Below are 19151 nucleotides of genomic sequence, written 5' to 3'. Positions count from 1 at the left end.
CGTTGCCAGTTCTTCTTTTACTCATGAGAAGGGATGCCGGCGGAATATGAAGAAGTAGTATGGAATTACAAATGAATAGGGAGGAAACATGGAAAACAAAGCATTTATGATCTTTGCAATCGTCATACTTATTTTATCTCTCTTAACCATCAATAACATCATGTTGTTTGCAATTAAGCACAATAAAATGAAAAAAGGTTTAGCCATTAGTTATATGATCATTTCGATTCTTTCTGGTATTGCTATTTCTTCATTTCCAATTTTGAATTTATTAGCTGATTTATAAGAGAGGATGAGTATATGGTGCAATTGAAGGAATTTGCGAACGAGCGTTTTTCTGCCTCGATCTGTATTGATTCATTTAATGAGCGAATCCGTTTGGATGACTACAGCGGCAGGGTGCGGGATGTGATTCAGTCGGTTCTTAAGGAAGCGGCAGCCTGCAAGGCTTCTAAGGTCATTGTGAAAGTCAGGCGTGAGCATATGCCTCTTTTTTTAGAAAAAGGCTTTCGGCTTGAAGGCGTGTTTTCTCATTATTTTCTTGGAAGTGATGCGTACGGCATGTCGCTCTTTCTGACGGAGGATCGAATGAACAGCCCGTATTGGCTGAAGGAAGATGAAATTGTTGCGTCTATTCAGGAAAAGCCTCTCAAAAAAGACCAAGGTACGTGGCAGGATGAGTATGTGATGCGGAAAGCGGATACGCAGGATATTCACAAGCTGGCAAAGCTCTATGATGCCGTTTTTGAAACGTATCCTACGCCAATGAATGAGCCAGATTACATCCAAAAGGTGATGGAGGAAGGGACCGTCTTTTATGCCGTTGAACATGACGGTCACATTGTGAGTGCAGCATCCGCTGAAATCAATGAGCCGTATGGTCATGCGGAATTAACAGATTGTGCGACCCTTCCATCATACAGAAAACTAGGATTCATGCATCATTTGATTCTAGCACTCGAAAAAGAACTTCAATCCATGCACATCTATGTCTTTTATTCTCTCGCACGTGCACTGTCCTATGGAATGAACCAAGTGTTTTATCAGCTCGGCTATACGTATACCGGGCGTTTCCAAAACAACTGCTATATTTTTGACAAAATTGAAGATATGAATCTATGGGTGAAAACGCCGAATGAATCATGAAATGGTTCTCATCTGATCAAGCAGACCAGATAGGCGGTACGCCATGATACTGAGCTGCAGCTTCATCCGATCATCTGTTGATTTGAGGCTGCAGCCTGTTCTCGTTTCAATTTGTTTCAGCCGGTAGCTTAATGTATGCCTGTGAATAAACAATTCTCCCGCAGATTTTTGAATATTTTCATTGTGTGCCAAATACACTTCGAGTGTATGGATCAGGTCAGCGCCCTGTTTTTTCGTATAAAGCAAGGGACTTAACAGCTCCACGTAAAAGTCATGCAAATTCATACCCGCTTCATTCATTTCAAGCAGCATCCCGTATAAGCCGAGCTTCTGATAATGAATGATGCATTCGTCTGTCTTTAAAAGCGGAAGAAGCCTTGCTGCATACTGCGCTTCCTTTGCGCTTTTTGAAAAGAGACCGATCTGGTCATAGGCTCTCCCAATGCCAATCACAATCGGGTGGACGGGAAAAAAATAAGACCAAGTGCTCCGGCACTCTTCTGCTGCACGATACCACTCCGCTTCTTGAAACGCTTTTTTTTCTGCTGGTGTAAGAACAAAAATAGAATCGAGCCTTGTCTTTAGTAAATAAGGAATATGTCTGCGTTCAAAAATCGACGTGAGCAATTGAGATAGGCGCTGCATCATTTGGTGATCGAGCTGTGTGTGCTGATGCTGAAATTGAAAGTAGATGACCACCTGCTCATCGCTCATATCGTATTGCAGCTTTGTTGCCTGTTCGACCACATAGCTTTCTTCTGTGTATTGCTGCTGCAAAATATCATCTAACAAATGACCTTGCATTTGGTTTTCTGTATCTTGAATGGCTTTTTGCTTCAGCCATTCAATCGCATACACCGCCCCGGCATGCTCGATGGCAATCGCATCGAGATGATGCCACGCTTCCTTTTTCTTCAAAGACACAATAAACCCGAAAATATCACCCATCGCAATCACCGGACATGAGCAAGGACAAACGCACCGCACGTGTCATAAACGAGCCTTCCTTTCTCCTCAGCCTGCTTGAGAAGAGGCGTCGTTTCGATTGGTTCATGATCTGTCAAAAAGCCAAAAGCAGGAGAGTACGTCACTGCATCTTTGATGAGATGAGCTGCGGTTTGATGTAAAAAAACATCAAGAACGACGATGTTCGCCGAAGTGAGATGTGCCAGCTCATCTGTAATTTGTGTGACATTTTTATTGCTGACATTTAAATGGGTTAGTCTTTGGTGAATGGCTGAAGAATATTTAAGCTGATGGAGCTGGCTGCTGACGATTTGCTCTAGGACGGCTTTTGTAATGTCTGAGAAGTTGACATGTGAAGGAATCTCGATGAGTGGAATGCCGCTGCTTTTGGCAGCTTCGATCAGTGATGCCGGAATTTCCGTTAAGTATACGCCTTTATAAATCGCAATGGCCGATAGACGTTGAGATTGAATCAGCTCCTCAAGCCGGGTGCGCCTTTCCTGATTGTCTGCAAGCCCAAAACCGGTTGTGACGAGCAGTTCCCCTTCTGAAAGCCTTGAAGTATCTTCGATAATTTCCACGATGGTCACCCACTGAATGAGGCGGTCCAGTCCATTTTCCCCAGCAAGCAGCTTTGTTTCCTTCATAATATCGAGCGAGAGTGCATCTTTGACGAGAATCGCCATAGACTCATGACCTCCTTTTGAACACTCTTATACACGATGTATAAAAAATGCGTGTGAAATTCGGGCATGTGGCGAATGGAGGATGACTGCCCTCTTGATTAAGCTAATCTTATAACAAGTATACAAAATTTTCTTGCGATTCATGAAAAAAGAAAGATGCAGCTGCTGACGAGAGAGGGAGGAATGACAAAGTGGAGACCCGGGATTACTTAATCAAACCGATGTTGAATCAGCATTATCCTGTGGCTGTGAAAGGAGAGGGGATTTATTTATATGATCGGGACGGGAAAAAATATTTAGACGGCTCATCGGGTGCTGTCACGGCAAGTATTGGACATGGCATACGAGACATCATTGATGCCATGACAGAGCAAGCGGAAAAGGTGAGCTTTACGTACAGGTCACAATTCACAAATGAACCAGCAGAAGAACTTGCCTATGAATTGAGTACGCTCTGCCCAGGGAACTTGAACTGGTCTTTTTTTGTCGGAAGCGGATCAGAGGCAACAGAGACCGCCATGAAAATAGCTATTCAGCATTGGCAGGAGCAGGGGAAGGCTGAGAAGAATCACATCATTTCAAGATGGATGAGTTATCACGGCATCACACTCGGTGCGCTGTCGATGTCAGGTCATATTGCAAGGAGAGAGCGCTTTGAGCCACTGCTCGAAAAACACCCGGTGCTGTCTCCGCCATACAGCTACCGTTCGTGGCTGCCAAAGGAAGAAAGCAAGCAGGTCGAATGGTATGTACAGGAATTTAAAACTGTCATTCAGCGTATAGGAAAAGAGAGGATTGCGGCTTTTATTGCAGAGCCGATTGTTGGAGCAGCGGGTGCGGCGCTTGTTCCGCCAGACGGATATTTTGCGGCGATGAAGCGAGTTTGTGAGGAAAACGATATTTTAATGATTGCAGATGAAGTCATGACAGGCTTTGGACGAACTGGGAAAATGTTTGCCATGGAACATTGGGGCGTCGTACCAGATATCATGGTACTCGGAAAAGGCATGAGCGCCGGCTATGCACCGATTGCGGCAGCTGTCTCAGCAGATCATGTGATTGCACCGATTCTCAGCGGTTCGGGCTCTGTGATGGCAGGCCACACTTATAGCGGCAATCCGCTTTCAGCAGCCGTCTCACTGGCTGTCATTCGATATATGAAAAAACACCAGCTTTCAGAACGGGCTGATTTGTCTGGCCGATATTTAATGAATGCTTTAAAGGATTTGCAAACAAAACATTCCATCATAGGAGATGTGAGAGGAAAGGGTCTGCTCATTGGCATTGAATTTGTCGCAGACCGATTATCGAAAACACCATTTCCTGCCCATGCTCAAATGACACATTTAGTTGTGGAGACGGCCAAACAAAATGGTTTGCTTGTTTACCCAGCAAGCGCAGGAGAGGATGGCGTAGGAGGTGCAGCGGTCATGATCGCACCGCCGCTTTCTATTACGCAGCAGGAGATGGATGAACTGATTCATTTATTCGGGCAGACAATGACGCAGGTCGAGCAAGAAGTCATCAATCGAGGGTTTTTCCCATCTGCCATGTAGGGAGGAAAGAGGATGAACAAAACAGCGAACTTAGATCAAGTCATCACGCATTTTAGAGACGGAATGACCATTATGTTTGGCGGCTTTGGTGGTGTAGGGTCCCCGCCATCATTGATCGATGCCATCCTAGAAGCCAATATTAAAGACCTGACATTGATCGGAAACGATGCAGGCTTCCCGCAAATCGGTGTTGGCAGGCTGATCACAGAAGGAAGAGTGAAGAAAATCATTGCTTCACATATTGGCTCTAATCCCATTGCCGGGCAGAAAATGCAGGCAGGGACACTAGACGTTCTTTTTTACCCGCAAGGCATCCTAGCGGAAAAGATCAGGGCAGGCGGAATGGGTTTAGCGGGCATTGTGACAGATGTCGGCATGGATAGTCTCAATCTTGATGAGAAACAATTGGTTCAGCTGGATGGAAAGAAGTATATCCTTGAACCTGCACTGACTGCGGATATCGCGATTGTGAATGCCCTCAAAGCAGATGAAGCAGGCAACCTGATTTTTGATAAAAGTGCACGGAATACAAACCCGATTGTGGCGATGGCAGGAGACTGGACCATTGCGGAAGTAGAAGAGATTGTGCCTGTGGGCGGGCTTCATCCAGAGGAAATCGTCACGCCAGGCGTATTTGTGAACCAGATCGTGCAATCAAAAGGAGTGAACTGGACATGGGCATGGGAGACATCGATTTAAGACACCGCATAGCCAAACGCGCGGCACAGGAAATTGAAGATGGCATGATTGTGAATCTTGGGATCGGCATCCCGACCCTTGCAGCTGAGTACATCCCAGCACATTACGAGGTGTGGCTGCATGCAGAAAACGGCATTATGGGGGCAGGCGCTTCACCAGCACGAGGGGAAGAAGACCCGAATTTGTGCAATGCCGGGGGTTTTCCTATTACGTTAACAAAAGGCGGATCATATATGGACAGCACAACCGCTTTTGGCATCATTCGAAAAGGGATGCTGGATATGACCATTTTAGGTGCACTTGAAGTCAGCAGTCATGGGGATCTTGCCAATTGGATTGTGCCAGGGAAACGAGTGCCGGGTATGGGTGGAGCCATTGAACTTGCGCAAAAAGCGAAAAAGGTGGTGGTTGTGATGAGCCACCTTGATAAACATGGACAATCTAAGATAAAAGCAGCCTGTACGCTGCCCTTAACTGCTAAGTCTTGTGTAGATCTGATTATTACGGATATGGCAGTCATTGAGGTCAAATCACAGCTGCTCATTTTGCGTGAAGTCATGCCGCCGTTTCAGCCGGAAGATGTCATGAGGGCGACAGAGGCGCCGCTCATTTTAGCGCCTGATGTCAAATCTGTTGTGTAGAAAGGATGACCGACTTGCAGCCAACCACACGTATCAGAAACTGGATGAAAGAGCATAAGGAGGAAGCCGTGACGCTTCTTCAGCAAATGGTGCAATGTGACAGCATACAAGGAAATGAGCAAGAAGTACAGCAAATCGTAGCAAATAAACTTTCTGCCATTGGCTTTGATGTTGACGTATGGGACATTGGCGGGGATGACTTGCTGAACCACCCGTATTTTTATTCCCCGAGGCGTTCCTTTAAAGGGAGTCCCAATGTCGCCGGACGATTGAAAGGTAAAGGCGGAGGCAAATCTATTTTATTAAATGGGCATGTGGATGTTGTCCCGGCAGGTGATCACAAACAATGGACATATCCGCCCTACAGCGGGCATATCATAAACGGGAGACTTTATGGACGCGGGGCAACAGATATGAAAGGTGGAAACGTTTCTTTACTCTTTGCACTTGAAGCACTGCATGCCCTTCAGATTCCGCTGAAGGGAGATGTCGTGTTTCATAGTGTTGTCGAAGAAGAGAGCGGCGGCGCAGGCACCCTTGCAGCCATACTGAGAGGATATACAGCAGATGCAGCCATCATTCCAGAGCCAAGTCATATGAAAATCTTTCCGATTCAGCAAGGATCTAAATGGTTCAGACTGCATATTAAAGGAAGGGCTGCTCATGGCGGAACAAGATATCACGGCGTTTCTGCTATTGAAAAGAGCACGATAGTCCTTTCACATATAGCGGCACTTGAAGAAGAAAGAAATCAGCGAATCACTGAGCCGCTGTTTCAGCATATCCCAATCCCGATCCCAATCAATATCGGGAAAATTCAAGGGGGTGATTGGCCATCCTCCGTAGCAGACCTTGTCACAATGGAAGGCAGGCTCGGGGTGATGCCGGGTGAAACGGTAGAACAGGCAGAGAAGGAATTAGAAAATTGGATGGCAGGACTCGGAGAAAAAGATGAATGGTTTCAAGAGCATCCTGTTGAGGTCGAATGGTTTGGTGCAAGATGGCTTCCGGGTTCAATCGATACGGATCATCCGCTTTTAGGTTTATTGAAGGAACAATATGAAGCGGTCATGAAGCAGCCGCCGAAGATCGAAGCCGCCCCTTGGGGAACGGACGGCGGATTACTGTCACAGGCGGCTGGTATTCCGATCATCGTGTTTGGACCTGGAACAACGGAGCTTGCCCATTTTCCGAATGAATCTATCGACATTGAGCATGTGATAGAAGCAGCAGAAATTATTGCAGGGACAATAGTAGAATGGTGTGAAGCAGCGGAATGAGATGAAAATGATCACAAAAAAAGAAGGCTGCCTTACTCAGCCTTCTCTTTATGTGTGTCCTGCTGCTCACACATGTATGTCACTGGACAAAAACGAAGAATGCCGGATCCCAGTTTCATACCGCCAAACATGATGCCCAAAAGCAGCATTTTACTCCATGGTTTTCTAGCATATAAGCATCCAGCCACAGTACATATTGTCATTCCGCAGGCAATCCTAATGAGCGCTTCCATTAAGCCGAGATTAGGTTTCATTGAAGGTGAATCTCCTTTTTTAAATTATTTTAAGTGTGATTTCAAGAAATTGTAACGTTTCATTAATGCGTAACGTAGTTCGTTATGTTACGATAGGGCTAATACAAATGAAGGAGAGTATGTGAATGTCCGAACGTACTTTTAATTGGAGAAACAATGACATCCGCACACAAATCGATGTAGTCGACTCAAAAATAGTTCCAACACTCCTTTTAACGAATGGACTCGTGCTTAACCCGTTTTTAAAGCAATGGGTGAAGGCAAATATTTGGATACATGATGATCGAATTGTTTATGTCGGAGCAGAGCTTCCTCAAAATAAATCAGCTAAACGTGTGATTGATTGTGAAGGGAAATACATTGTGCCTGGGTATATAGAGCCTCACGCGCATCCGTTCCATATTTATAATCCCCAATCACTTGCAGAATATGTGTCTCAATTTGGCACAACAACGATGGTCAGCGATAACTTATTTCTTCTTTTGCAAAGCAATGAAAAGAAAGCGCTTTCCACTCTATGTGAATTAAAAAAGCAGCCATTTCAGTATTTCTGGTGGTCCAGATACGATCTTCAAACGGAAGTCAGATATGAAGATGAGATGCTGCCAGTCAACTACCGGAAGGAATGGATTGATCATCCTGACGTCCTCCAAGGCGGCGAATTAACAAGCTGGCCAAGATTGATGGACGGTGATGATCTCATTTTATATTGCATGCAAGAAACGAAGAAGCAGAGAAAACGAATTGAAGGGCATTTCCCAGGAGCTTCTGAGAAAACGCTAACAAAAATGAAGCTGTTTGGCGCGGACAGTGATCATGAAGCGATGAATGCGGACGATGTGTTAAAACGATTGTCCCTTGGCTATCATGTTTCATTGCGGCATTCTTCCATCCGCCCAGATTTAGTGAACATTTTAAGAGAACTGCATGAGCGTGATTTTAGACACTATGACCACTTTTTCTATACAACAGATGGTGCTGCTCCTCACTTTTATGAGGAAGGCATGATTAACCGTTTGATTTCGATTGCTCTTGAAGAAGGCGTGCCGATCATTGATGCGTATAATATGGCGACATTTAACATTGCAAAATACCATCAAATCGATGATTTATTAGGCGTTGTTGGCCCAGGCCGGCTGGCTTCTATAAATATTTTAGATGATCCAATGAACCCAAATCCTGAAACGGTGATATCTAAAGGGGTTATTCTCAAATTAGATGGCGAGAACCAGCATCAATTCCAAGAAACAAAATGGGAAAATGGCGGGCTTCTTCCATTAGATTTAAGCTACGACCTCACGATGAGTGATTTGCAATTCTCTATGCCGCTAGGTGTCAAGATGAGAAATGCCGTCATCATGGAGCCTTATACAGTGGAAATTGATAACTCAATCAACCAGCTCTCATGTGACCATGATCAAAGCTTCTTTAGCCTGATTGACCGAAAAGGCGAGTGGCGTGTGAATACGATGCTAAAAGGGTTCGCAAATAAAGTGCAGGGCTTTGTTAGCTCATTTTCGCTCACTGGTGACATTTTAGTGATCGGGAAAAATAAAGAAGATATGATGCTGGCACATAAGCGGATGAAAGAAATTGGCGGAGGAATCGTCCTCACAGAGAACGGGAAAATTTTGCACGAAATCCCGCTGCAATTATCAGGCTGTGCATCGGCTGAACCGTTTGAGACTGTTCTTCAGCAGGAACAAACATTACGCGAGCTGCTCATTGAGCGCGGCTATCCATTTGACTGCCCAATTGATACACTTGTCTTTTTCCAAAGTACACATTTGCCGTATATTCGAGTGACACCAAGAGGAATATTTGATGTCATGAAAAAAACTGTACTCTTTCCGTCTATAATGCGTTAAAATATAACAGAGTGGAGCTGTATCATCTTTGCCGCATTTCTGACTGCTGTTATAGGGCAGAAGTGAGCCATGGTTCTCTTCACTGCCATGTAAGTGATCATGATCTTATGTGGAGCTGTTGACAAAGCAGAGGGCTTTGACATGACGAATGAAGTACTCTAATTGTAAAATGAATTTGCCGGTTACGCTGACCGGCCAACATATTTTGAATAACCCGAGCAAGGCGGGGCGCATATTTGTGGTCTCGCCGAGCTTTCTGCAAAGCCTGTATATGAGGGCAGAAGACCTAACCAAGCAGAAGTCATCTTTATACTGGAAGCAAACAAGTTTGTCAGATTGTCATACAAGGAAAATGACAGAACTTGTCGAATTTGTTTACGATAAAGAAGCTTCGGCTTACGAAAGAACCTGACGGCATTTTCAGCGTAGAACCAAACCTGTCAAGATCTGTTCAAAGCTCATTGCTAAGGTTTTAAAAAAATTAGTCAGGAAAGATACCGCTTTCTTAGAAGAAGATCGTGCGAAGCGGTGTGGCAATAGTAAAGGAGAAGATGTATTAAGATGCAAATTGATAAATTAAGGGGCAAAAGCTTAGATCAGTTATTCAACTCCATCTTATCCCTTAAAGACCTGGAAGAATGTTATCGATTCTTTGATGATTTATGTACCATCAATGAAATCCAATCTTTATCACAGCGTCTTGAAGTAGCGCGTATGCTTCGCGAGGGAAACACGTATCATAAAATTGAGACGGAAACAGGTGCAAGCACTGCAACTATCTCACGTGTCAAACGCTGCTTGAACTACGGAAACGATGCCTATACGATGGCTCTTGACCGCGTAGCAGAACAGCAGGAAAATAACGAAACAAAATAAAGCAGCTTTCACTGTAAACAATCCTTTTTACGAAAAATGGACTTGTTTGCAGTTTTTTTATGAAAAGGCGGGCAGGGGCTGATAAAGTGTCCCTGTTTTTTACTTTAGCTCGCCGATAAACCATCTTTCTCCCTCATAGGAGATGCCATCTTCGCTTGAGATGATTTCCTTAAACTCTACTGTTTGCAAACTTTATACGAAAATGTCAATAAAAAAGGTGCGTTTCCGCACCTTTTCGAGCTAGACAGATGGCTGTGTGCCTGAGAACATCGGAACTTCGCTTGTTTCACCATTCTCTTGTCTAAAAATAATATGTTTTTCATTAAAATGAATAGGCGATTCTATTCCCGCAGCTGCGGATAAGTTAAACAAACCTTCTCTAAGAGACAGGATATAATTGCATACTCGGTATTTTTTTTCTTCAATCGATAAACCCTTTTGCAGCTTTGGATCAGTCGTGGCGACCCCGACTGGGCATTTATTCGTGTGGCAGACTTGGGCGCGAATGCATCCGACTGAAAACATGAGACCTCTGGCAATATTCACAAAGTCAGCTCCCATTGAAAGGGCAATCGCAATTTTATCAGGCGAGAGAAGCTTGCCAGAAGCAAAGAGCTTCACCTGATCTCTGACACCGTAATCTTTCAATATTTGATGAACCATGGGGAGTGCCGTGAAAATCGGCAGCCCTGCGGAATCTGCCAATTCATGAAAGGACGCCCCTGTACCGCCTTCTCCGCCATCCACTGTAATGAAATCAGGGTGTTTCCCGCTTTTTTTCATATAGCTGGCAAGCTCTTCAATATTTTCTTTATGTCCGACAACAAGTTTGATTCCTACTGGCTTTCCGCCTATACTCCGCAGCTGTTCAATGAAATCAAACATGTCAGGAATGGAGTGGAACATCTCAAAGCGGTTTGGGCTGTCAATGGATTGGTGAGGCGGTAATTTACGGATATTCGCTATTTCTTCCGTCACCTTTTCGCCGTCAATATGACCGCCGCGTGTTTTTGCTCCTTGTGCCAGCTTGAGTTCAAAGGCTTTGACTTCTTCGTGTTCGCTTTTTTTCTTGAATTCTTCAAAGGAAAATGCGCCATCCTCTGTTCTAACACCAAATAAACCGGGCCCAATCTGGCAAATGATATCTGCGCCGCCTTTGAGGTGATAAGGAGAAAGCCCGCCTTCACCTGTGTTCATCCACGTCCCGCCGGCCATTTTTAATCCTGAGGATAGAGCTGTAATCGCCCTGTCGCCTAAGGAGCCGTAGCTCATGGCAGATTGACCGATCAGTCCTTTCACATGAAAAGGCTTTTGACATGTGTGTTCGCCAATGACTTGTACATCCTCTTGATGGAGAAAGTAAGGATTTGCTTCGACTTCTTTGAAATGTTCACTTCTTCGCAGTAAATTGTCTTGATCAATCTGATACACTTTTGTTTTGATTTTTTCTGATTGATCGATTCGTAGTTCATCTCGCTGCTTTGGAAACAGGACGTTTCGAATGTAATAGCCTGGCTTGTCAAAATCACGTTTTGATCCAAAGCCCATCGTCCGGCTTTTGTACTTCCCAGACATGACCGCCTGCTCGTATTCTCTTCTTGAGAAGGGCAGCTCCTCTCGGTCATTCAGAAACAGATATTGGCGAAGCTCAGGTCCTATTTTTTCAAAGATAAACCGCAGCTTTCCAATGACCGGATAATTTCGCAGAACTGAATGTTCCTCTTGTTTTTCATCCCTCATCCAAATCCAGATCAATAGAATGATTGGGATGATCAAACAAATGACTAGCAATGCGCCGATGACAATTAAAGTTGTTGTCACGAAGATCCCCTCTTTTCTCTTTCATTGCTGTTGTTATTCCACTTTTTAATGAAAGAGAAACCACACCAGCATATTGTGACGTTTAGAAATGAAAAGGCGGGGTAACTTACAAATAAGATCATAAGGGGAGGGAACATACATGAATAAGCGTCCAAATGCGTATGTACTTGCAGGATTAGGGGTTGGAGGAGCTGTGTTATTAGCGGTAAAAAATAAACAGCATCTGAAAAAATGGGCAAGCATGTTCCGGTCAGATGAAAAGATTCCTGAAAAAGCCGGCCACCCAGATCCATTAGATATCCAAGACAACAAGATGGTCGACGAAGGGGCCATGACATCCGTTCATTATTTTAATGAAGTGAGACAATAGTTTGAAAAAACCGTTTTGAAAGATCAAAACGGTTTTTTTCTTGTGATGTTATAGAAAAGAGGATCGACAATAGTAAAACCGATCAGCCTTTTGTGATCAGGTGTCGAGAATTGGAATTCAACGCCTGACAATTGATAGGTTGAGAGAATTTCCTGATTCGTCAAACGTAAAGAAAGCTCATCCTCATAAACCGGTACGTTCCGCAGGACCTTGGATTCTTCTGCAAATAACTCCAAGCCAGCCACTCGGCCCTCTTGATCGATATCTACATTGACACATTCATTGACATCTAATTCAATGGTTTCTTTGATTTTTATATGCTCCGCTTGCGGGGTGATATAGATGTATCCGATGTCTATATTTTGTTCATATGTAATCGTTCTTTTCAACTGAATCACCTCTGCTCAATAGATGGTTTTTAAATCTATAGTAAAATATTCCTTTATTGTATAATAGCATGTGACAAAGTGCCAAAATATCAACCTCTTTCAGCTCCTCTTCTAGTGGATTTTTTATCTATTCTCCAGCAATTTTATGTAAAGTCACAATCACCCATTTTCAAAAGAATGAAACTTTTAGCTAAAGGAGGTTACCCATTTTTTGCGGTCACTGATTTTGTTATAATATTTAAATGGAATGAAACGAATGGAGGAACGTTTTTCATGTATGATGTTACCGAGTGGAAGCATGTCTTTAAACTCGATCCAAATAAAGAAATTTCCGATGAACAGCTAGAAGCGATTTGCGAATCTGGGACGGATGCCATATTGATTGGCGGAAGTGATCATGTGACAGAGGACAACGTGCTTCAATTGATGTCAAAGGTTCGCCGGTTTCTAGTGCCATGTGTGCTCGAGATCTCCACACATGAGATGATTGTGCCTGGCTTTGATCTGTATTTCATCCCGACCGTTTTAAACAGCTCTCACCCTGACTGGATTGTTGGGCTCCATAAGGACGCGATGAAGGAATTCGGTGATTTGATGTCAATGGAAGAGATTGTGCCTGAAGGTTATGTCATCTTAAATGAAGATTGTAAAGCGGCCAAGCTCACAGAGGCAAATACAGCGCTGGATATCGATGACGTCAGGGCATATGCAAGAGTGGCAGAGCATTTGATGAAGCTGCCCATTTTTTATCTGGAATACAGCGGAACGCTTGGAGACATAGAGCTTGTCAAAGAAACAAAAGCAGTGCTTGATGAAACAGTTCTTTTTTATGGCGGCGGCATCGAGAACGCTAAGCAGGCAAAAGACTTCTCCCAGCATGCAGACGTCGTGGTTGTAGGAAATGTCATTTATGACAATTTCAAAGAAGCATTAAAAACAGTGGATGCAGTCAAAAAGTCATCATAGTCAAATAAGACGAAACGGGTTAAAATAGAACATAAGTTCGAATTGGCGGTGAATGGAATGAATGAAATATCGAATCATCTATTAGAAGGGCTGAATGACGCACAGAAAGAAGCAGTCAAAGCAACAGACGGTCCTTTATTGTTGATGGCAGGAGCAGGAAGCGGGAAGACACGGGTGCTCACACATCGAATTGCCTACTTAATGGCAGAAAAGCATGTGGCTCCGTGGAACATTTTAGCGATTACATTTACAAATAAAGCAGCACGTGAAATGCGTGAACGTGTCCAAGCTATTTTAGGGCCTGGCGCTGATGACATCTGGATCTCTACGTTCCACAGCATGTGTGTCCGCATTTTAAGACGTGATATTGACCGCATTGGTGTAAATCGCAACTTCTCTATTTTAGACACATCTGACCAGCTTTCAGTCATCAAAAACATTTTAAAAGAACGGAATATCGATCCTAAAAAGTTCGACCCGCGCAGTATTTTAGGATCAATCAGCAGTGCAAAAAATGAACTCATTGACGCAGAGGAATACGCCAAAACAGCTGGTGATTTCTATGATCAAGTGGTCAGCGATGTCTATACAGATTATCAAAAGCGTTTACTCAAAAACCAATCACTCGACTTTGATGATTTAATTATGATGACAATTCGTCTGTTTGAGCGCATTCCTGAAGTGTTAGAGCACTATCAGCGGAAATTCCAATACATTCATGTGGATGAGTATCAGGATACGAACAGAGCACAGTACATGCTTGTGAAACTGCTCGCGCAGCGCTTTCAAAATATATGTGTTGTCGGTGACTCGGATCAGTCTATTTATCGCTGGCGCGGAGCGGATATTACAAACATTCTCTCCTTTGAAAAAGATTATCCATCCAGTGAAGTGATTCTGCTTGAGCAAAATTACAGATCGACGAAACGCATTTTGCATGCCGCAAATACGGTCATTCAAAACAATGCAAACCGGAAGCCGAAAAATCTTTGGACAGAAAATGATGAAGGAGCGAAGATTGCCTATTATCGTGCAGATAATGAATTTGGTGAGGGTCAATTTGTCGCAGGAAAGATTCGTCAGCTTCATCAGAGCGGAAAGCGCAAATTATCCGATTTTGCGATCCTTTACCGGACAAATGCCCAGTCTCGTGTCATAGAGGAAACGTTAATGAAAGCCAACATTCAATACAACATTGTCGGCGGCACGAAGTTCTATGACAGAAAAGAGATCAAGGACATTTTGGCATACTTACGCCTAGTGGCAAACCCAGATGACGATATTAGTTTTGCGCGAATTGTCAACGTACCAAAGCGCGGAATCGGTGCGACATCTGTTGATAAAATTGCAGCATATGCGGAGATGAATGACCTGTCTATGTTTGAAGCACTTTGTCAGGTGGATTTCATTGGACTGAGTGCACGGGCAGCCAATGCGCTTGATGAATTCAAACAGCTCATTGATCAAATGACGAACATGCAGGACTATTTATCTGTCACTGAATTAACAGAAGAAATTCTAGAGAAAACAGGCTATCGTGAAGCGCTGAAGCTCGAAAAAACGATTGAAGCACAAAGCCGCTTAGAAAATATTGACGAGTTTTTATCCGTCACTAAGAACTTTGAAGAACAAAATGAAGACAAGTCACTTGTGACCTTCCTAACAGATCTCGCCCTCGTCGCAGACATTGATAAGCTGGATGAGAATGAAGAAGAAGATCAGGATGCTGTCATCTTAATGACACTTCACGCCGCAAAAGGTCTAGAATTCCCTGTTGTTTTCTTAATGGGAATGGAGGAAGGTGTCTTCCCGCACAGCCGTTCATTAATGGAAGATGCAGAGATGGAAGAAGAGCGCCGCCTCGCTTACGTAGGCATCACACGGGCTGAAGAAGAGCTTTATTTATCAAGTGCAAAAATGAGAACACTTTTCGGCCGGACAAACATGAACCTTGAATCTAGATTCATTCGAGAAATACCAGCCGATTTATTGGACAACCTAAATGAGAAAAAAGAAACAAAAACACCGTTTGGCCAAACAAGAGAAAGACCGCAAAGACGGGGACCTGTCTCACGTCCGCAAACACAAACGATTCAAAACACAGGCGGCGGCAGTATTGGCTGGGCTGTGGGCGATAAAGCGGCCCATAAAAAATGGGGCGTTGGTACGGTTGTCAGTGTGAAAGGCAGCGGAGACAGCACAGAGCTTGACATTGCGTTCCCAAGCCCTACAGGCATTAAGCGTCTTCTCGCAGCATTTGCACCAATTGAGAAGCAATAAACTGATAGGACAAAACGGATGAATTGAAAGGAAGAAGCAGATGGATAAAGAAGCAGCGAAACGCCGGATCGAGGAACTGCACCAGATTTTGAATCAATACAACTACGAATATCATACACTTGATCGTCCAAGTGTTCCTGACGCTGAATATGATGCGCGGATGCGTGAGCTGATCTCTCTGGAGGAAGAACACCCTGACTTAAAAGCAGCGGATTCTCCTTCACAAAGAGTAGGCGGCGCTGTTTTAGACGCCTTCCAAAAAGTGCGTCACGGCACACCGATGCTCAGCCTTGGGAATGCGTTTAATGAACAGGACCTTCTTGATTTTGACCGCCGGGTTCGTCAAGCAGTCGGTGACGATATCGCATACAATGTCGAGCTGAAAATTGATGGACTCGCTGTTTCTCTCCGTTATGAAAATGGCGTGTTTGTCCGAGGAGCGACACGCGGAGATGGAACAACGGGGGAGGATATTACTGAAAACCTCAAAACGATTCGTTCCATCCCGCTTAAAATCAAACGCCCTCTGTCGATTGAAGTGAGAGGCGAGGCATTTATGCCAAAACCTTCTTTTGAAGCATTAAATGAAAAAAGAATACAAAACGAAGAAGAGCCGTTTGCAAACCCGCGTAATGCGGCTGCAGGTTCACTTCGTCAGCTTGATACGAAAATTGCAGCGAAACGAAACCTTGATATATTCGTCTACAGTATAGCGGAGCTTGATGAAATTGGTGTTGAAACGCAAAGCGCAGGACTTGATCTTCTCGACGAACTTGGCTTTAAAACAAACAAAGAAAGACGGATGTGCCAAACGATCGAAGAAGTCATCGACCTTATTGAAACATTAAAAGTAAAGCGTGCCGATTTTTCATATGAAATCGATGGAATTGTCATTAAAGTCGATTCACTGGCTCAGCAGGAAGAACTCGGCTTTACAGCAAAAAGCCCGCGCTGGGCGGTTGCGTACAAGTTTCCGGCTGAAGAGGTCGTAACGAAGCTGCTTGATATTGAACTAAGCGTCGGGCGAACAGGCGTGATTACACCAACAGCGATTCTTGAGCCTGTCAAAGTAGCAGGGACGACAGTGCAGCGTGCATCTCTTCATAATGAAGATTTGATCAAAGAAAAGGATATTCGCTTGTTTGATCAAGTGATTGTGAAAAAAGCCGGCGATATTATTCCTGAAGTCGCAGGTGTCCTTGTCGATCAGCGTACAGGCGAAGAAAAGCCGTTTCACATGCCAACTGAATGTCCAGAGTGTCATAGTGAGCTGGTGCGAATCGAAGGCGAAGTAGCCTTACGATGCATCAATCCAGAATGTCCTGCCCAAATACGTGAGGGGCTCATTCACTTCGTTTCCCGTAATGCAATGAATATTGATGGGCTTGGCGAGCGGGTCATTACACAGCTCTTCAAGGAACAGCTAGTCTCTCGTGTGTCCGACCTTTACCGTTTAACGAAAGAAGAGCTGATTCAGCTTGAACGAATGGGCGAAAAATCTGTCGACAATTTACTGCGTTCGATTGAGCAGTCAAAAGAAAACTCTCTTGAGCGTTTACTATTTGGACTCGGCATTCGATTTATTGGTTCAAAGGCGGCAAAGACCTTGGCGATGCATTTCGAAAACATCGATCAATTAAAGCAAGCAACGAAAGAACAATTACTTGAAGTCGACGAAATTGGTGAAAAAATGGCTGATGCCGTCGTCACGTACTTTGAGAAAGAAGAAATACTCGATCTGCTGAAAGAATTAAAAGAGCTTGGAGTCAATATGACCTATACAGGACCGAAGCCGGTAAAAGCAGAAGAAAGTGATTCCTACTTTGCAGGAAAAACCATTGTGCTAACAGGAAAGTTAGAAGAAATGGCGCGAAACGATGCAAAAGCAGCGATCGAAGCGTTAGGCGGCAAGCTGGCAGGTAGTGTGAGTAAAAAAACAGATCTAGTCATTGCCGGAGAAGCAGCGGGGAGTAAGCTGACAAAGGCAGAAGAACTCAATATTGAAATTTGGGACGAAGCTAAAATGCTCGAGGAGCTAAAGAAATAAGAGGAGTGTTTTCTATTGAAAAAGTTGTTATTGCTGCTGACAATGCTCACACTGGTATTGTCAGCGTGTGCACCTTTTGGGGGAAAGGAAGAGGAAGAGGTCACACAAAAAACGGATGAAACGAAGGAAACAAAGGAAACAGCCATCATCCCGATGTATAATATCTCAGACTCCTATTACAAAATGGTGCTGCCGTTTAAACAAGGAGCTGCGAGAGGTTTAACAGCGGAGCGTCTCAACACACGCTTGGACATTGATGAATTTGAAACAGGACTCATGCGCCTCGCAACAGAGTCATTTAATACAAACGACTATCTTTTCCAAGAAGGACAGCATTTAGATGAGGACACCGTTCTCAGCTGGCTGGCACGCAAAAAAACAGGCAGTGATCTGAAAAAGGCAGAAAAAGAAGATAAAGACTTTAAGAATCTAGGCTTAAATCCTGCTCTTCCAAACTCAGGTTCAACAAAGTCTAAAAATGAAAATAGTCCCATCTACTTAGCTTCGATGCTAGAGCATAATTACTTAATTAGAAAAGACAAAAACAGCTTACAGCTTGGCGGAGTTGTCATTGGTCTTGCACTGAACTCTGTTTATTATTACCGTGAAAAGATCGGTGACCCGCAGCAAGAAGTGACCATCGATTCATCGAAAAATTCAAAGAAACTTTTGGCAGAGGGTGAAAAAATCGCTGAACAAGTGATCAAGCGCATTCGTCAAATGGACGGACTGCAAAAAGTGCCTGTCATGATTGCCCTTTATAAGCAAGCACCAAAATCATCTATCGTTCCAGGTAACTTTATCGCCAAAACGGATGTGAAAGCAGGCTCTGCTGATATCGGAAATTGGGATACGATCGATGAGGAGAATGTATTCTTCCCTTCAGATAATGCGAAAAGCAGCTACAAAGATGATTCAGAGCGATTTGACCGCTTTAAGACAAAGGTCGAAGACTACTTCCCGAATTACACTGGTGTTGTAGGAAAAGGCTTTTACAAAAACGGCAACCTGCAAAAAATGAAAATCGAAATTCCAATGCAGTTCTATGGAAAAACGGAAGTCGTAGCCTTCACACAATATTTAACCGGTGAAGTCATGGATTACTACAAGAGTACCAATATCGAAATCAACATTACATCGTCTGATCAACAAGAAGCCTTGATTACGAAAAATGCTGAAGACAAAGAACCGACTGTTCATATATATGACTAAATAAAAACCGCCTTTTGGCGGTTTTTTAAATTAGTAAAAATGTATCAAATTATGAAAATATTGTTATAAAAAGTAGAAGTGTAGAAAATAATGT

General features: G+C 43.7%; 18 protein-coding genes. 13 read left to right on the top strand and 5 right to left on the bottom strand.

From position 1 onward, the window contains the following. Nucleotides 1-88: 88 nt before the first annotated feature. Nucleotides 89-286: a hypothetical protein gene (locus tag JJ692_RS17845; protein WP_206534035.1), complete on the top strand. Its 198-nt coding sequence runs from the start codon at nt 89-91 to the stop codon at nt 284-286. 14 nt (nt 287-300) lie between these two features. Then, nucleotides 301-1146: a putative beta-lysine N-acetyltransferase gene (gene ablB, locus JJ692_RS17840; protein ID WP_206534034.1), complete on the top strand. Its 846-nt coding sequence runs from the start codon at nt 301-303 to the stop codon at nt 1144-1146. On the opposite strand, the gene JJ692_RS19030 is transcribed toward ablB, so the two are convergent. After that, nucleotides 1141-2094: a PucR family transcriptional regulator gene (locus JJ692_RS19030; protein ID WP_241257978.1), complete on the bottom strand. Its 954-nt coding sequence runs from the start codon at nt 2092-2094 to the stop codon at nt 1141-1143. The genes ablB and JJ692_RS19030 overlap by 6 nt on opposite strands. 5 nt (nt 2095-2099) lie before the next feature. Beyond that, nucleotides 2100-2798, bottom strand: a complete 699-nt coding sequence (locus JJ692_RS19025) for a PucR family transcriptional regulator ligand-binding domain-containing protein (RefSeq protein WP_241257977.1) — start codon at nt 2796-2798, stop codon at nt 2100-2102. Nucleotides 2799-2989: 191 nt separating this feature from the next. Here JJ692_RS19025 and JJ692_RS17830 point away from each other — a divergent pair, with 191 nt between their 5' ends. Genes JJ692_RS17830 through JJ692_RS17815 form a run of 4 tightly spaced genes read left to right on the top strand, consistent with a single transcriptional unit; the run spans nt 2990 to nt 6974 of the window. Then, nucleotides 2990-4354 carry an aspartate aminotransferase family protein gene (locus tag JJ692_RS17830; protein WP_025092628.1) on the top strand — a complete coding sequence of 455 codons (1365 nt, stop codon included), beginning with the start codon at nt 2990-2992 and terminating at the stop codon, nt 4352-4354. Between the two features lie 12 nt (nt 4355-4366). Then, nucleotides 4367-5053, top strand: a complete 687-nt coding sequence (locus tag JJ692_RS17825; RefSeq protein ID WP_080708064.1) for a CoA transferase subunit A — start codon at nt 4367-4369, stop codon at nt 5051-5053. Next, on the top strand, nt 5029-5694 hold the full coding sequence (locus tag JJ692_RS17820; RefSeq protein ID WP_095407899.1) for a 3-oxoacid CoA-transferase subunit B: 666 nt from the start codon (nt 5029-5031) through the stop codon (nt 5692-5694). The genes JJ692_RS17825 and JJ692_RS17820 overlap by 25 nt, the downstream gene beginning before the upstream one ends. Before the next feature lie 14 nt (nt 5695-5708). After that, nucleotides 5709-6974, top strand: a complete 1266-nt coding sequence (locus JJ692_RS17815; RefSeq protein ID WP_044335243.1) for a peptidase — start codon at nt 5709-5711, stop codon at nt 6972-6974. Nucleotides 6975-7006: 32 nt separating this feature from the next. Here JJ692_RS17815 and JJ692_RS17810 read toward each other — a convergent pair whose 3' ends face one another. Then, entirely contained in the window at nt 7007-7228 is a 222-nt protein-coding gene (locus JJ692_RS17810; protein ID WP_103132275.1) for a YgaP family membrane protein, read from the bottom strand. A 125-nt stretch (nt 7229-7353) separates the two neighbouring features. Between JJ692_RS17810 and JJ692_RS17805 the strand changes: the two genes are divergently transcribed. Together JJ692_RS17805 and JJ692_RS17800 are read left to right on the top strand one after the other, a co-directional pair. Beyond that, the gene (locus JJ692_RS17805; protein WP_025092632.1) at nt 7354-9096 is read left to right on the top strand and encodes an adenine deaminase C-terminal domain-containing protein; all 1743 of its coding nucleotides are present in this window, start codon (nt 7354-7356) and stop codon (nt 9094-9096) included. A 561-nt stretch (nt 9097-9657) separates the two neighbouring features. Next, entirely contained in the window at nt 9658-9972 is a 315-nt protein-coding gene (locus JJ692_RS17800) for a YerC/YecD family TrpR-related protein (RefSeq protein WP_024424524.1), read from the top strand. A gap of 240 nt (nt 9973-10212) precedes the next feature. On the opposite strand, the gene JJ692_RS17795 is transcribed toward JJ692_RS17800, so the two are convergent. Continuing rightward, complete coding sequence (locus JJ692_RS17795) at nt 10213-11793, bottom strand: FMN-binding glutamate synthase family protein (protein ID WP_206534033.1); 1581 nt, start codon at nt 11791-11793, stop codon at nt 10213-10215. Nucleotides 11794-11932: 139 nt separating this feature from the next. Between JJ692_RS17795 and JJ692_RS17790 the strand changes: the two genes are divergently transcribed. Beyond that, nucleotides 11933-12163 carry a hypothetical protein gene (locus JJ692_RS17790; RefSeq protein WP_003214314.1) on the top strand — a complete coding sequence of 77 codons (231 nt, stop codon included), beginning with the start codon at nt 11933-11935 and terminating at the stop codon, nt 12161-12163. Between the two features lie 23 nt (nt 12164-12186). On the opposite strand, the gene JJ692_RS17785 is transcribed toward JJ692_RS17790, so the two are convergent. Further along, nucleotides 12187-12552: a DUF2283 domain-containing protein gene (locus tag JJ692_RS17785; RefSeq protein ID WP_206534032.1), complete on the bottom strand. Its 366-nt coding sequence runs from the start codon at nt 12550-12552 to the stop codon at nt 12187-12189. 273 nt (nt 12553-12825) lie between these two features. On the opposite strand from JJ692_RS17785, the gene pcrB reads away from it, so the two are divergent. Genes pcrB through JJ692_RS17765 form a run of 4 tightly spaced genes read left to right on the top strand, consistent with a single transcriptional unit; the run spans nt 12826 to nt 19057 of the window. Then, nucleotides 12826-13518: a heptaprenylglyceryl phosphate synthase gene (pcrB, locus tag JJ692_RS17780; RefSeq protein ID WP_056767551.1), complete on the top strand. Its 693-nt coding sequence runs from the start codon at nt 12826-12828 to the stop codon at nt 13516-13518. A 57-nt stretch (nt 13519-13575) separates the two neighbouring features. Next, nucleotides 13576-15798, top strand: coding sequence for a DNA helicase PcrA (gene pcrA, locus JJ692_RS17775; RefSeq protein WP_206534031.1), 2223 nt, complete (start codon nt 13576-13578; stop codon nt 15796-15798). A 40-nt stretch (nt 15799-15838) separates the two neighbouring features. Continuing rightward, the gene (gene ligA / locus JJ692_RS17770; RefSeq protein ID WP_206534030.1) at nt 15839-17845 is read left to right on the top strand and encodes an NAD-dependent DNA ligase LigA; all 2007 of its coding nucleotides are present in this window, start codon (nt 15839-15841) and stop codon (nt 17843-17845) included. A gap of 15 nt (nt 17846-17860) precedes the next feature. Further along, entirely contained in the window at nt 17861-19057 is a 1197-nt protein-coding gene (locus JJ692_RS17765) for a CamS family sex pheromone protein (protein WP_024424532.1), read from the top strand. Nucleotides 19058-19151 lie beyond the last annotated feature (94 nt).

Origin of the sequence: Bacillus sp. 3a, assembly GCF_017161885.1 — a bacterium.
Classification (GTDB): Bacteria; Bacillota; Bacilli; order Bacillales; family Bacillaceae; genus Bacillus; species Bacillus safensis.
The sequence above is the reverse complement of the archived record's forward strand: the minus strand, read 5'-3'. Positions and strand labels throughout refer to the sequence as shown.

What these genes read in the sequence shown, in the direction of transcription:
- JJ692_RS17845 (WP_206534035.1), top strand. Translation starts at nt 89, where the DNA reads ATGGAAAACAAAGCATTTATGATCTTTGCAATCGTCATACTTATTTTA.
- ablB (WP_206534034.1), top strand. Translation starts at nt 301, where the DNA reads ATGGTGCAATTGAAGGAATTTGCGAACGAGCGTTTTTCTGCCTCGATC.
- JJ692_RS19030 (WP_241257978.1), bottom strand. Translation starts at nt 2,094, where the DNA reads ATGGGTGATATTTTCGGGTTTATTGTGTCTTTGAAGAAAAAGGAAGCG.
- JJ692_RS19025 (WP_241257977.1), bottom strand. Translation starts at nt 2,798, where the DNA reads ATGGCGATTCTCGTCAAAGATGCACTCTCGCTCGATATTATGAAGGAA.
- JJ692_RS17825 (WP_080708064.1), top strand. Translation starts at nt 4,367, where the DNA reads ATGAACAAAACAGCGAACTTAGATCAAGTCATCACGCATTTTAGAGAC.
- JJ692_RS17820 (WP_095407899.1), top strand. Translation starts at nt 5,029, where the DNA reads ATGGGCATGGGAGACATCGATTTAAGACACCGCATAGCCAAACGCGCG.
- JJ692_RS17810 (WP_103132275.1), bottom strand. Translation starts at nt 7,228, where the DNA reads ATGAAACCTAATCTCGGCTTAATGGAAGCGCTCATTAGGATTGCCTGC.
- JJ692_RS17805 (WP_025092632.1), top strand. Translation starts at nt 7,354, where the DNA reads ATGTCCGAACGTACTTTTAATTGGAGAAACAATGACATCCGCACACAA.
- JJ692_RS17800 (WP_024424524.1), top strand. Translation starts at nt 9,658, where the DNA reads ATGCAAATTGATAAATTAAGGGGCAAAAGCTTAGATCAGTTATTCAAC.
- JJ692_RS17790 (WP_003214314.1), top strand. Translation starts at nt 11,933, where the DNA reads ATGAATAAGCGTCCAAATGCGTATGTACTTGCAGGATTAGGGGTTGGA.
- pcrB (WP_056767551.1), top strand. Translation starts at nt 12,826, where the DNA reads ATGTATGATGTTACCGAGTGGAAGCATGTCTTTAAACTCGATCCAAAT.
- pcrA (WP_206534031.1), top strand. Translation starts at nt 13,576, where the DNA reads ATGAATGAAATATCGAATCATCTATTAGAAGGGCTGAATGACGCACAG.
- ligA (WP_206534030.1), top strand. Translation starts at nt 15,839, where the DNA reads ATGGATAAAGAAGCAGCGAAACGCCGGATCGAGGAACTGCACCAGATT.